This is a genomic window from Streptomyces sp. NPDC093984 (assembly GCF_044764595.1).
Taxonomy (GTDB): domain Bacteria; phylum Actinomycetota; class Actinomycetes; order Streptomycetales; family Streptomycetaceae; genus Streptomyces; species Streptomyces cynarae.
Window position 1 is genome coordinate 37573 of record NZ_JBIWIM010000013.1, and the last position, 12872, is coordinate 50444.

General features: G+C 73.1%; 11 protein-coding genes. 3 read left to right on the forward strand and 8 right to left on the reverse strand.

Features of this window, described 5'->3' with window-relative positions; all coding sequences use genetic code 11:
• Entirely contained in the window at positions 1-4404 is a 4404-nt protein-coding gene (locus ACIRC0_RS33005; RefSeq protein ID WP_403623652.1) for an HAD-IC family P-type ATPase, read from the reverse strand.
• Between the two features lie 187 nt (positions 4405-4591).
• On the opposite strand from ACIRC0_RS33005, the gene ACIRC0_RS33010 reads away from it, so the two are divergent.
• Positions 4592-4972 (forward strand): hypothetical protein, encoded by a 381-nt coding sequence (locus tag ACIRC0_RS33010; RefSeq protein ID WP_403623655.1) that lies wholly within the window; start codon positions 4592-4594, stop codon positions 4970-4972.
• Between the two features lie 540 nt (positions 4973-5512).
• On the opposite strand, the gene ACIRC0_RS33015 is transcribed toward ACIRC0_RS33010, so the two are convergent.
• A complete protein-coding gene (locus ACIRC0_RS33015; RefSeq protein WP_403623658.1) occupies positions 5513-5635 on the reverse strand; it encodes a hypothetical protein in 123 nt (40 codons plus the stop codon).
• Positions 5636-5793: 158 nt separating this feature from the next.
• Here ACIRC0_RS33015 and ACIRC0_RS33020 point away from each other — a divergent pair, with 158 nt between their 5' ends.
• Both ACIRC0_RS33020 and ACIRC0_RS33025 read left to right on the forward strand, forming a co-directional pair.
• Positions 5794-5934 (forward strand): hypothetical protein, encoded by a 141-nt coding sequence (locus ACIRC0_RS33020; protein WP_403623661.1) that lies wholly within the window; start codon positions 5794-5796, stop codon positions 5932-5934.
• 92 nt (positions 5935-6026) lie between these two features.
• Entirely contained in the window at positions 6027-6506 is a 480-nt protein-coding gene (locus tag ACIRC0_RS33025; protein WP_403623664.1) for an SRPBCC family protein, read from the forward strand.
• A gap of 62 nt (positions 6507-6568) precedes the next feature.
• On the opposite strand, the gene ACIRC0_RS33030 is transcribed toward ACIRC0_RS33025, so the two are convergent.
• The 6 genes from ACIRC0_RS33030 to ACIRC0_RS33055 all read right to left on the reverse strand — a co-directional run bounded on the left by ACIRC0_RS33030 (position 6569) and on the right by ACIRC0_RS33055 (position 12847).
• Complete coding sequence (locus ACIRC0_RS33030) at positions 6569-7762, reverse strand: hypothetical protein (protein ID WP_403623666.1); 1194 nt, start codon at positions 7760-7762, stop codon at positions 6569-6571.
• A gap of 166 nt (positions 7763-7928) precedes the next feature.
• Positions 7929-9014 carry a YihY/virulence factor BrkB family protein gene (locus ACIRC0_RS33035; RefSeq protein ID WP_403623669.1) on the reverse strand — a complete coding sequence of 362 codons (1086 nt, stop codon included), beginning with the start codon at positions 9012-9014 and terminating at the stop codon, positions 7929-7931.
• Between the two features lie 70 nt (positions 9015-9084).
• The gene (locus tag ACIRC0_RS33040) at positions 9085-10326 is read right to left on the reverse strand and encodes a cytochrome P450 (protein WP_403623671.1); all 1242 of its coding nucleotides are present in this window, start codon (positions 10324-10326) and stop codon (positions 9085-9087) included.
• Positions 10327-10385: 59 nt separating this feature from the next.
• Positions 10386-11780 carry an NAD(P)/FAD-dependent oxidoreductase gene (locus ACIRC0_RS33045; protein WP_403623674.1) on the reverse strand — a complete coding sequence of 465 codons (1395 nt, stop codon included), beginning with the start codon at positions 11778-11780 and terminating at the stop codon, positions 10386-10388.
• The gene (locus tag ACIRC0_RS33050) at positions 11770-12015 is read right to left on the reverse strand and encodes a ferredoxin (protein ID WP_403623677.1); all 246 of its coding nucleotides are present in this window, start codon (positions 12013-12015) and stop codon (positions 11770-11772) included. Before ACIRC0_RS33050 ends, ACIRC0_RS33045 begins: the two co-directional genes overlap by 11 nt.
• A gap of 154 nt (positions 12016-12169) precedes the next feature.
• Positions 12170-12847, reverse strand: coding sequence for a hypothetical protein (locus ACIRC0_RS33055; RefSeq protein ID WP_403623680.1), 678 nt, complete (start codon positions 12845-12847; stop codon positions 12170-12172).
• Positions 12848-12872 lie beyond the last annotated feature (25 nt).

The following is a 12872-nucleotide window of genomic DNA, read 5'->3' on the forward strand; positions in this document are numbered from 1 at the left end:
CTATGCCCTGGCGGCGGCCGGCAGCGGCAGCGGAAGCGCGCTCCGGATCCGGCCGATCAGCGGCGGCAGGAACAGCGAACTCACCGTCGCCGCCGCCGCGGTGGACAGGGCGATGCCCCAGGCGAGCGGGCCGAGCGGCGTGCAGCCGAAGAACTGGCTGAGCACGGGTGTCTGCACCACGGCCGCCAGTGCCGCCAGCGAGCCGAGGGAGGAGCCGACGATCGCCCCGCTCCGGCCGCCGGCCAGCAGCGTCTGCCCGAGCTGTGTGCCCACCAGCGCGACGAGGGCGACCGTACGGGCACGCGCCGCGCGGCCCGTGAACCGGGCGACGATCCAGGCGGCGGTGGCGCCGAGGGCGGTGGCGACGGCCCGGCACACGGTCTCCTCGGTCAGGGCCGTGCCCAGGGAGACCTCCGGTCCCTCGTGCAGCATCCGCTCGGCGGCCTCGGGGCGCGGCGGGCGCAGGGCGACCGCCATGGCCGGAGCCAGGTCCGTGAACAGGTTCACCAGCAGAAGTTGACGGGCTGTCAGGGGAGAGGTCCCGGTGGCGGCCGCGCCGAGGAGGGTGAAGGCGATCTCGCCCAGGTTGCCGCCGACCAGGATCGCCAGCGCCTGCCGCACGGACGCCCACATGGCGCGGCCCTCCACCAGCGCGGCGAGCACCGTCTCCAGCCGGTCGTCCGTGACCACGAGGTCGGCCGCCGCGCGCGCCGCCGGCGTGGCGCGCGTCCCGAACGCGATGCCGACGTCCGCGAGCCGGATCGCGGGCGCGTCGTTGGCGCCGTCCCCGGTCATCGCGACGGTGCGTCCCAGTCGCTGGAACGCCTGCACCACACGCACCTTGTGCACGGGGGTACCACGCGCGACGACCCCGACATCGGGCAGCAGGGCGTCGAGCGCCCGGTCGTCCAGGCTGTCGAGTTCGGTGCCGGTCACCACCCGCCTGCCGTCCAGGACGCCCAGTTCGGCGGCCATCGCACCGGCCGTGCCCGGGTGGTCCCCGGTGATCATCACGATGTGCACCCCGGCGTCCACCAGGTGGCGCACCGCCTCGGCGGCGGTGCCGCGCACCCGGTCGGCGAAGGCGAGGAACCCGACGAAGTCCAGCCCCCGCACCGTCTCGTCCCTCAGCTCCTCGCCGACCGCGTCCCGCAGCTCCGCGACCGCGAGGATGCGATGGCCCTCGGCCGCCAGCTTCTCGCCGGCGGCGAGCACGTCCGCGCGCTCCCGCTCGTCCAGCGGTCGGCCGCCACGGGTGGCGCAGCGCTCGACGACCTCCTCCGGCGCGCCCTTCACCGACAGGATCCGGCGTTCCCCGAACCGGCCCATCGTGGCGTGGAAGCCGCGGCTCGGTTCGAACGGCAGGCCGGAAAGGCGCCGCCAGCCGGGCACGTCCGTCGTCCGCCGCACACCCGCCTCCTCCGCGCCGGCGGTGACGGCCCCGTCGGTGGCGTGCTCGAACCCGGCGCCGCCGTGCGGGTGCGGAGTGGCCCGCAACGCGGCGGCGAGGACGGCGCGTTGCTCGTCGCCGAGCGATTCCAGGGGCCGGCTGTCGCCGTCCGCCGAGACGGCGACGAGGGAGATCCGTCCGTAGGTGAGGGTTCCGGTCTTGTCGAAGCACAGGACGTCGGTACGGCCGGCCGCCTCGATCGTACGGGGATCCCTGACCAGGGCGCCCCGTGCGGAAAGCCTGCGGGCGGAGGCGAGTTGGGCCGCCGACACCAGGAACGGCAGTCCCTCCGGGACACTGGCCACGGCCAGCCCCACACCCGCGCCCACCGTCTCCCGCGTCGAGCGCCCGCGCAGCGTTCCGGCCACCATCACCGCGGCGGCCGAGCCGAGGGCCACGGGCAGTGTGCTGCGGGTGATCCGTGCCAGCCTGCGCTCCACCCCGACGGCGGGCGCGGCCGCACCCCGGCCCATCACCGCGGCCCGGCTCGCCTCCGTCGCCGTGCCGGTCGCGACGACGACCGCGCGGCAGCGGCCGGCCGCGACGGTGGTGCCCTCGTACACCATCGACGTACGCTCCGCGACGTCCGAGGCCAGCACGGGCGCGACGGTCTTGGCCACCGGCAGCGACTCGCCGGTGAGCGCCGACTCGTCGGTCTCCAGGTGGTGCGCCTCCAGCAGGCGCGCGTCCGCGGGCACGACATCGCCGGCGCTCAGCACGACGACATCGCCCACGACCAGCTGCTGGGCGGGCACGGTGGTCTCCCGCTCGTCCCGCAGCACCCGCGCCATCACGCCCGACTCGCGGCGCAGCCGGGCCACCGCCCGGTCGGTCCGGTAGCGCTGGAACCCGCCGACGAGCCCGGACACGGCGGTGACCGCCACGATGACGACGGCGTCGAGGACGGCGCCCACCGACGCCGACATGGCCGCCCCGGCACCGAGGACGGGCGTGAGCGGGTTGGCCATCTCGGTGAGGTACGCCCGCACGGGCGACGACGTGGGTGCCCGCTCGCCGGGTGCGGTGCCCCGCGCCTGCGCCTCCTCGTCCGTCAGCCCGGCCTCGGCGCTCCCGGTCCGCTCGAGCACGGTGCCCGGGTCCATCGCGTGCCAGGGGCCACGGGACGCGGCGGTCACCGGGGAAGGGCGCCGCAGCAGTCGTACGGCCGACCAGACTCCGGTGCAGGTGGCGACGGCGCCCCCCACGTTGAACGCCGTCACGCCGCGCGCAGCGGTCCGCCCCGACCGCCCGGCCAGCGCCGCCGTCGCGCCGACGGCGGCGGCCGCCTCGGCGATCCGGACCCCGCGCCGCGCACTGTCGCGGGCACCGCGGCAGGCCCGCACGATGACGACGGCCGCCGCCGGATCGGCGTCCACGTAGAGATGCGCGCCCCAGGGCGGAGTCCCGTCCGGGCCGGCGACACCGACCCCGACATCGGCCGCGCTCAGGGCCGCCCGGTCCCGGGAGATCAGCAGCACCCCTTCTCCGTCCCGCTGGAGGTCCCGTACGCAGTCCACCAGTCGTTCGCCCGCCGGGCGCACCGCGTCGGCCTCGCGTACGGCCGGGTCGGCCGTGTGCGCCCCGGCGGCCACGACGCGCAGCCTGGCGGCATGCGCCGCGGGGACGAAGGCGCCGGCGGCGTCGTGCATCTGCGGCACCGCGCTGATCACGGCGAGCAGCCGCCGCTCGTGTGCCAGTCCCAGCACGAGCCGTGCCCCGCCGCGGTGCAGCCGATCCCGCTCGCGCGCTCCGGTGCGCCCCTGCAGGGACAGCTGCTCGACCGGGCTCAGGGCCCATTCGCCGTCACGGGCCGGCTTCTCGGGCGCGGAGCCGTCGAAAAGCCGGTGGGCCCGCGCGGCGAGGTCGCCCACGGGCGCGTCGTCGTCGAGGGGCACGAGATCGGCCAGCACATGGGACCCGGTGGCCAGAACGCCGGTGTCGAGGAGCACGGTGTCGATGCGGTCCAGCCGGCGCAGCGCGCCGGAGTCCGCCACGAGCACGCCTCTGCGGGCCAGGCCGCGGCCGAGGGCACAGGCGAAGCCTTCGCGGGCCAGCAGCGGTGCCTTGGGGATCGCGGCGAGCGCACCTCCGGCGGCCCTGGCCGGGCGCCGGGTGACCAGCAGGGATCCGGTGAACGACGCCGCCGCCACCAGGAAGGCCTGGTCGGCGTAGCGCTCGACCGGCCCCGGCCGCAGCGGTGTCTCGCGTGGCGGTGGGTCGTGCATCGGGCCATGGGATCCGGCGGCGGGACTGCCGGCCAGGCGCGGCTCGGCCGCGGTCCAGGCGGCGGCTTCCGCGTTCGCCTCCAGCACCCGCAGGGTGTGCCGGACGGTGTCCACGACGACCCCGACCACACCGCCGGAGCCCGCATGCCCCACCGCCGCCAGCAGGGGCAGCAGCAGATTGGCGTTGTCGGTGCCGATCGCCCGGTTCACCACCGCCCGAAGCCTCGGGTGGACGTCGACGAGCGGGATGAGAGCCGTGAGCGCCGACGGGAGCGGCGCCCGGCGGGCCAGGCCCGTCGCGGCGGCCAAGGGGGCGGCCGCCACCTGCACGGCCACGGCCAGGGCCGCTCGCCGGGTCGTCCGGCCGGAGGCCGGATGGTCGGGCAGTGGGTGCTCGAGTCCGTGGGCCTCCTCCACCTCCTCTACCGCGTCGATCAGGGCCGGCACCAGTTCCTCGAGGTCGAAGGAGTCGTCCGTGCCGACGACGGCATGCCCCAGCACGGTGTTCACCACGGCCCAGGTCACGCCCGGCAGCCCGGTGAGCCGCCGCTCCACCTCCCCGGCCAGCGTCGCCGCCGAGGCGCGGGACAGCTCGCCGTGGCTCAGGCCGCGTACGGCGATGTGGAGACGCCCCTCGAACCGGCGTACCCGTTTGCGTGTGCCGTCCCACAACGAGGCGGTGGCGGAGGACACGACGGACCGCAGCAGTCGCCGTCCCGGCAGTGCCACAGCGCATCACCCGCTCCCTGCGGCCTGACACCCGCTCCGAACAACGCGAGTAGCCATAAACCGCTGACTTCAACCGGAATGCTGACAAACCTCCTATTTCCACCGGATCGCAAAGGCGCACGTCACGCGGAGCGCGCGAGAATTGAAGTGGCACACCACACCGACTCCGTGAGAGGAGGACAGGGGGATGGCCAGAACAGCGGCAACGACACCGCGTGAAGAGACCCGGAAGCAGTCGGCGGAAACCCATGCGCACGAGGGCGGTGGCCTGCACCTTCACACGCGTACGGTGCACCCCGCGCTGAGGATTCCGTACATCACGAGGGACGACCTGACGAGCACCGCCAAGGAGGCGACGTCGCGGATGCCCGGCGTACCGGGCAAGGACCTCGTGTTCTACGGGGGGCTGACCGCGATGGCGGTCGCGGGGGCTCTGGAATGGCCGGTGGCGCTGGCCGTCGGCGGAGCCACCTGGCTGCTGCGCGGCGGCAGGACGCGCGAACGGGGCGTCGAAACGGCGGCCGGGCACAACGGTGGGAGTCGTGCCTCGGCGAGGAGGACGGCCTGAGACGACCCGGCCCACGGCGCCCGGCGGCGACACCGCCGCCGGGCGCCGTGGGCCGGCGGCGGGCCGTGGCGGTCGTCGTGTGTCAGGCGGCGGCCGGTGCGGTGACCGTGCGCTGGTGCCGTGCGTACGCGGCCCACAGCTGCCACACGAGGCGCAGGATGAGCGCCTCGGCCAGCGCGGCGCCTATCTTCGTGGCCACGGCTACAAGGATCTGACCCATGTCGGTCGACTTTCTGTGCTCGGATGCGGGTGTCCGATATCCGACAATGCAGGCCATTGCGTGGGAACGGGTGCCATAGGGGCGCACTTCTGATGTCGCTTGGGTGAACAAACGGCAAACACCCCAGGGTGGGGCCGCGGAGGCCGCGCCCCGCCCGGTCCCGGTCAGCGCCTCGGCAGCACGCGGGTGTGTTCGACCCGTACAGCCTCCAGGGCTCGGGGTTCAGCCCGAGCAGCCGCAGGATCGTCGGCGCGATCTGCGTGGTCTCCACCGACCCGCCGACCCGCACACCGCGCGGTGCGCGGGCACGCGCCGCCCCTTCACCCGTCCGTCCGCGCTCCCGGGCGGTGACGGAAGCCGTCGGCATGGACGATCCGCCCCTGCCGGTTGCCCCGGTGGGTGACCGGGGAGCGCTGCACGGCGATGAGGAACTGTGCCGCCACCGCCAGCGCCCCGACGAGGCCGGTCAGCCGGGGGCCCGCGAACGACAGGGTGGGCGCGGGGGCGATGAGCAGTGTGGGGCCCAGGTGGATGTTCGTGGGGAGTGGATGTCCACCACCGTGATCACCACGATGAGGGCGATCGGAAGCAGCAGCAGCGCATGGCTCGAGTGCCACTGCTGCCGCAGGCCGTCCAGGCCCAGGTGGGGACCCACGCCTTCCACCCTGCCTCGCCGCCGGTGGGGCGGCCACCGCGTGCCGCTCACCTCGCCCCGCGTACCGATGTCAACCCGCAGCTGTAAACGGACGGACCTTGGGTACCCGCCGCAATGTGCCGAGATCCATGCGGCGGGCCGACACCCCGCTGCGGTCGATCAGTGAGAAGGAGGCGCAGATGAGCACGGTCAAGGAAACGGTCGAAGTCGAGGTTCCGGTTCACACTGCCTACAACCAGTGGACGCAGTTCGAGGAGTTCCCGAACTTCATGGAGGGCGTCGAGGAGGTCACGCAGCTCGACGAACGCCACAACCACTGGACCACCAAGATCGGCGGAGTACGGCGGGAGTTCGACACCGAGATCGTCGACCAGCTCCCCGACGAGCGGATCACCTGGCGCACCACCAGCGGCGACACCCGGCAGAAGGGTTCGGTCCGCTTCCAGCGCCTGGACGACTCCCACACCCGGGTGGAGCTCGTGATGGACGTCGAACCCGGCGGAGCCGCGGAGAAGACCGCGGACATGCTGGGAGTGATCGACCGGCGCGTCAAGGGAGACATGCGCCGCTTCAAGGAGTTCATCGAGCAGCGTGGCGGCGAGTCCGGCGCCTGGCGCGGCCGCATCCAGCCCGGTGACGTCGGTGGACCGTCCGCCTGACACCGGCCGATCCCGAAGCGCCTCGGCCGCCTCCCGGGCGGCCGAGGCGCTTCGCGTGCCGGTCAGCCGAGTGTCGCCTCCGGCTCGCCGCGGGTCGCGTCCCGGCTCCGCTGCGCCGGGGGCATGGTCGTCCGTCGCGGCCGGCCCCGGCCGCGGGAGCGCCGGTCGCCGCGGTCGCGTACCGGCCAGAACAGGACGTAGGCGGTGGAGACGGCCACGAAGCCCAGACGGATCAGACCACGGGCCGAGTCGTCGGGCACGACGAACACACTGCCGTACAGGGTGAGCAGCGCGATCCAGCTCCACCAGGGGACGAGGCGCCGCTGGCCGATCACGTCCCACAGCAGCGTGCCCAGCAGGACGGACGCGGTGTAGTACGTGTAGACACTGGGGTCCAGCACGATCCGCGCGTTGGCGCCGAGCAGGACCACCGCCGCCCAGCGGCCGCGCCAGACGGCGATACAGCCGAGCGTCAGACCCACCACGGCCTGCGCGGGGCGGTCCCAGGGCGGTGTCTGGGGATCGCCGACGCCGAGCCAGCGCAGCGCGGACGCCGGCTGGTTGGGGATGGTGAAGTGCGCCGCCGCCATAGTGTGCGGGGAGCCGATGAAGAACGGCAGCCAGACGACCGCGACCAGGCCCGCGCACCACAGACCGGCCCGCAGCCACTGGTGTCTCGGCAGAGCGAGCAGCAGCGGCAGGAAGGCCAGCGCCGTCGGTTTGGAGTCCATGGCCAGGGCCATGAAGACGCCGGTCCCCGCAGCGTTGCCGAGGGTGACCGAGCGTACGGCCAAGGCGGTGAAGAACAGCGCCAGGACGTCGTCGAGGTGCCCGAAGCGGACCGACACCTCGATCCACATGGGGATGAAGGCCAGGCCCGCGATCAGCACGCGCTGCCGCAGCCGCTGGTGGTTGGTCCCGGTGCCCCGGAAGTACCAGGCCGCGCTGCGTCCGGCGAGGACCAGGATCACCAGGCCGAGCGCGGACATCAGGGCAGCGGCCAGGAACTGTCCTACGTCGTCGGGGAACGGGTTGAACACACCCGCCACCAGGAAGCTGAGCGGGCCCATCTGGAGCTCGGGGTGGTGCGCGTACAGGTTGAGACCGCCGCCGCGGCCGGCGCCCTGATACAGCAGTTTCCCGCCCTGCTGCAGATAGTGCCAGGAGAACCCGCCGTGCCGCTCCACCACGGCGAACCAGAGGATTGTCCAGGCGGCGAGCAGCACCAGGTGCACCCGCTGACTGATGACCGGCACGGCCCTTCCTTTCGGCTCCTGTCCCCTGCGACCGACCGGGAACCCCATGGCCCCCCAAGGAAGATGATCGAAGCGGTCCGGGGGTTCGCTCCGTTCCGGCATCCGCTCGCGAACTTACGAACCTAGGGGCGGGCAAGGGGGCTCCCCCGGCGGGCCGAGCCGTTCGTCAGTCCACGCGGCGCCGGTCCTCCTCGTCCCACGCGCGGGTGTCCCGTGGCTCGGTGTACGGCTCCTGGTCGGGGGGAAGACCGCCGGCGATCGCCCGCTGCCGCGCGGTCTCCGCGTCGAACTCCAGACCCAGCAGGATCGCCAGGTTGCCCATCCACAGCCACACCAGGAAGACGATGACGCCCGCCATGGTGCCGTAGGTCTTGTTGTACGAGGAGAAGGCGGCGACGTAGACCGCGAACCCACCGGACGCGCCCATCCAGAGCACCAGCGCCAGCACGCTGCCCGGTGTGATCCACCTGAAGCCGTGGACCTTGGCGTTCGGCGTGGCCCAGTACAGGATCGCCAGCAGGATCGTGACCAGGGCGACGAGAACGGGCCACTTGGCGATCGACCACACCATGAGCGCCGTGTGCCCGATCCCCAGTGCCGTGCCCACCTGGTGTGCCAGCCCGCCGGTGAACACCACGATCAGCGCGCTCGCCAGGGCGAGCAGCATGAGCACGGCGGTGACCGCCAGCCGCAGGGGCAGGACCTTCCACAGGGGCCGGCCCTCGGGGATGTCGTAGACGGCGTTCGCGGTGCGGATGAACGCGCCGATGTAACCCGACGCCGACCACAGCGCCAGCGCCAGACCCACGAACGCCATCACGGACCCGGCGCCGCTGTGCCCCTGCAACTGCGCCACGGCCCGGGTGATGATGTCCCGGGCCGCGCCCGGGGCGAACTGTTTGAGGTTGGCCAGCACCTTGTCGGTCGCCGACCGCCCGGCGATGTCCAGCAGGGACACCAGCACCAGCAGGGCCGGGAAGAGGGACAGCACCCCGTAGTAGGTCAGGGCCGCGGCCCGGTCGGTCAGTTCGTCGTTGCCGAACTCGCGGAGCGTGCCCCTGAACACCGCCCACCACGAGCGCCGGGGCAACTCGGTCGGCGCGTCCGGGGCCCTGCGCTCCACCTCCGGGTCCGGCCCGGGCGGCGCGGCGGTGGAATCCGCGGCGGGCTCGGTGCGGCGGTCCGCCGCGCCCCGCCGGTGCCCATGACGTGCCCCGTGATCCTTGTCTTCCCTTTTCAGCAGCCGAGTCATGGTTCGGCGGGTAACCCGACCGCGCCGGACCACTCCGCCGGCACGGCCGACGGCAACTGTCGCACGCCCCCTAGGGACGCAGACCGTCGAACCCGACGGCCAGATGGCGCGGTCCGCGCAGCACCGCGTTCTGCCGGTAGGGCGGCGGGTCCTCCAGGAGACGGGGAGCGTCGAGCCTGCGGGCCAGTTCGGACAGCGCGATCTGCGCTTCCAGCCGCGCCAGCGGAGCGCCGAAACAGGAGTGGATGCCGCTGCCGAAGCCGAGGTGCTGGATGTCGCCCCGGTACGGATCGAACCGGTCGGGGTCCTTGAACCGCTCCGGATCCCGGTTGCCCGCGGCCAGGACCAGCCAGATCCTCGAACCCTTCGGAATCGTGACCCCGCGCACCTCGATGTCCGCGATACAGGTCCGCTGCGGCACGAGCTGCACCGGAGGCTCGTAACGCAGCAGCTCCTCCACGACGTTGACGGCCAGGCCGGGGTCGTCGCGCAGTTCGCGCAGGTACTCTGGGTACCGCAACAGGGTGAGCATGCCGTTGGTGATCAGGTTGACCGTCGTCTCGTGGCCCGCGATCAGCAGCAGCACCGACGTGCTGAGCACCTCCATCGTCGTCATCGGGCCGTCCGGGCCGTGGCTCGTCACCAGCTCGGACAGCATGTCGTTCCCCGGTTCCCTCCTCCGCTGCTCGACCAGCTCCGCCAGATACAGGCCCAGTTGCACCCGCGCCTCCCGCGTGGAGCGCAGGCGTTCGGCCTCGTTCTCACCCGTCTGCGTCTGCGGATCCAGACTGGCGACGATCGGTTCGACCCAGGCCCGAAAGCGCGGTTCGTCCTCACGCGGTACCCCGAGCAGCCTGCAGATGACGGTCACCGGGAAGGGGTACGCGAACTGGTCCACCACATCGATCTGCCGCGCGTCCCCGAAGCCGTCGATCAACCCGGTGACGATACCGGCGAGTTCACCGCGCATCGCGTCGATGCGGCGGGGGCAGTGCGGCGGTCCGAAGGACCGGTTGGCGATCCGCCGCAGCCGGTCGTGCTCCGGAGGGTCGAGGCGGATGAAGCTCGGCGGCAGCCCCGTCTCCTCCGCCCCGACCGCTTCGTCGGCTCCCGCCGCGGCGAGGTTGCCGGCGTCGGAGCTGATCCGCGGATCATGCAGCAGACCCAGGATGTCCCAGTACGAACCGACGAGGTAGGGACCGCCGTCCTCCTCGTGCAGCACCGGAGTCCTCCGGAGCTCCTCGTACAGCGGATAGGGGTTCGCGCGGTTGGCGTAATCGGTGATCCGGTGCAGGAGCGAGCGTTGCGTCATGAGCGGTCCTAGGGGCGTGGAGTCCGTCAGGGCGGGGGAGGCGCGGGGACCGGAGGCGGTCAGTGGCGAGCCGGGGTGAACACCAGACGGCGGTCGCTCGGCGAGTAACCGCTGAGCGTCACGGTCGGGCCGTGCGTGGGCAGGGACGGGTCGGGGAAGTCGGCGGGCACCGGCTGGCGGCCCTCGGGACGGCGGTCGACCGTCGGGAACTCCAGCGGGAACGGCGTGGCCGTCTCGATCAGCCGCTCGTAGAACTGAAGCCACCGCGTGTTGTCGAAGCTCACCGCGGCGATGACCCGGCCCTGGTAGCCGTACACCCCGACGAACCGGCGCTCGGCCAGCGACCCTTGAGTGATCATGATCTGCTCGCCCATGGACGGGACACCGACCGACTTGATGTTCACACCGAACTGCGACGACCAGAAGGCCGGCACCCACAGGTGCGGACGCCGGTCCGCTCCGCTGCTGATCATGTTGTGGGCGGCCACCTCGGCCTGGGCGACGGCGTTGCCCCAGTGCTCCAGCGACAGGAACTGATAGCCGAACAGTGGATGCGGAGAGCGGGCCACATCGCCGGCGACGTAGACGTCATCGGTCACGATGCCCCTGAAGTCGAAGGCCCGGCAGCCCGCGTCGCAGGCGATGCCCCGCGGCCCCGCGCCGAGGCCGGAGCCCTCCAGCCACTCGGTGTTGCGGGTCGCGCCGAGGCAGACGACCACGACGTCCGTCTCGACGACGCTGCCGTCGGACAGATGGGCGGCCCGCACCCGGCCCATCGAGTCGCCCTCCAGCGCGGTCACCATGACGCCGGTCCGCAGGTCCACACCGTTCTCCCGCTGCAGCTCCGCGGCCACCGCGCCGATCACCCCGCCGAGGGCGCCCACCAGCGGGGCGCCCCCGCGCTCCGCGAGGGTGACCGCGACGCCCTGCTCCCGGCAGGCGGAGGCGATCTCCGAACCGGTGAATCCGGCGCCGATGACGAACACCCGGCGCGGGGAGGCCTGCAGCCTCCGCAGCAGGGCGGCCGCGTCGTCGCGCGTGCGCAGCACGAAGACACCGTCCAGTTGGGCCTCCGACTCCTTCGGCCAGGGCCGGGCACGCACACCGGTGGCGATCAGCAGCCGGTCGTACTCCACCTCGTCCCCGTCGGCCAGCCGTACCCGTTTGGCCGTCATGTCGAGGCCGGTCGCCGCGACACCCAGGCGCCACTTGGCGTCGATCTCGAGGCGCCGGGGCAGCTCGGTGCGGTGCGGTGACGCCTTGCCGAGCAGGACCGCCTTCGACAGCGGTGGCCGGTCGTACGGCTCGTACGGCTCGTCACCGATCATGGTGAGCGAACCGGCGAAACCCTCGGCGCGCAGTGTCTCGGCGGCCCGCAGCCCCGCCAGCGAGGCGCCCACGATGACGACCCGGCCCTCGCGCCTGAGCCATTGGAGGAAGTCCTCAGCGGGCATGGGACGTCTCCTGCCCGGCCTCGGCGGGCTCCTCGCCCACGTCGTCCAGCCCGTCGGCCAGGATGGCCTGCACCGGGCAGGCCGCCACGGCGCGCGCCAGCCTCTCCCGCTGCCCTTCCTCGGCCCGGGGGTTGTAGACCAGCGACTCCTCGCCGTGGAGGGCGAAGACATCCGGTGCGAGGAAAGCGCACTGCGCGTATCCCTGGCACCTGTTGAGATCGACGACAAGCCTCATGAGCCCTCCGCCCCTTCGGCGGCCAGGTCCGCGGGGCGCCGCTGCTGCGCGGCGCAACGTCGGACGGCGGTCAGCTCCCCCACGCCAGCATCGCCGGACCGGACGGTGGCGCGCCCGCCGAGGCGCGCCGAAGGAGTGACCGGCCGGCGCCCCGCTACGGCGCCGCGGTGGTGCCTGGCCGGGCGCCGCGGCCCGCCGCGAAGACGAAGGCGCCGACGAGGAGCGACCACCCCGGGAACACCAGCTCCGACCACGGCACACCGGCCGAGACGAACAGCAGTGTCAGGAAGGTCAGGAAACCCAGCAGAGTCAGCCACCGCGGCAGGAGCCCCAGGCGGTGGCAGATGACCGACGTCGAGCAGGTGAAGACCGCCGCCATCCGCGTCGCGTACTCGGTCAGCAGCGTGTACGCGAAGTGGCGGCCGAAGTTCCAGGCGGGCAGGCCCGGAGTGCCGCCGGGCGCGTCCGTGGTGGCCAGCACGCCCGCGGCGGCCGCGGCCACCCCGAACAGCGTCGCCACGAAGACCAGCCCGCTGCCGAGGAACACGGTGGCGAGGAACTGGTCCTCGGCCTCACCCATACGGGCCCGCAGCGCCCCCATGAACCACAGGAAGCAGATACCGGCCAACGGCACCAGCGCGAGCGCCGCCTTCACCGCGCTGCGCCGCATGGGGTCCGCGAGCCCCTGCAGGGTGACCGACTCCGCGCCCTGGGGGATCGACAGCCGGATCAGCACCATGGCCGCCGCGAGCAGGAGCGCGAACACGACCCCGGCCAGCCCGGCGGCCCGCGGGGTCTGCAACGCCTGCTGCCCCGCCCGGGTCTCGGTCATACGCGGCTCACTCCCTCCGGTACCC

Excerpts from the sequence above, each read along its gene's own strand:
- ACIRC0_RS33010 (WP_403623655.1), top strand. The coding sequence starts at position 4,592 with ATGGCCAGAACAGCGGCAACGACACCGCGTGAAGAGACCCGGAAGCAG.
- ACIRC0_RS33020 (WP_403623661.1), top strand. The coding sequence starts at position 5,794 with ATGGCTCGAGTGCCACTGCTGCCGCAGGCCGTCCAGGCCCAGGTGGGG.
- ACIRC0_RS33025 (WP_403623664.1), top strand. The coding sequence starts at position 6,027 with ATGAGCACGGTCAAGGAAACGGTCGAAGTCGAGGTTCCGGTTCACACT.
- ACIRC0_RS33035 (WP_403623669.1), bottom strand. The coding sequence starts at position 9,014 with ATGACTCGGCTGCTGAAAAGGGAAGACAAGGATCACGGGGCACGTCAT.
- ACIRC0_RS33040 (WP_403623671.1), bottom strand. The coding sequence starts at position 10,326 with ATGACGCAACGCTCGCTCCTGCACCGGATCACCGATTACGCCAACCGC.
- ACIRC0_RS33045 (WP_403623674.1), bottom strand. The coding sequence starts at position 11,780 with ATGCCCGCTGAGGACTTCCTCCAATGGCTCAGGCGCGAGGGCCGGGTC.
- ACIRC0_RS33050 (WP_403623677.1), bottom strand. The coding sequence starts at position 12,015 with ATGAGGCTTGTCGTCGATCTCAACAGGTGCCAGGGATACGCGCAGTGC.
- ACIRC0_RS33055 (WP_403623680.1), bottom strand. The coding sequence starts at position 12,847 with ATGACCGAGACCCGGGCGGGGCAGCAGGCGTTGCAGACCCCGCGGGCC.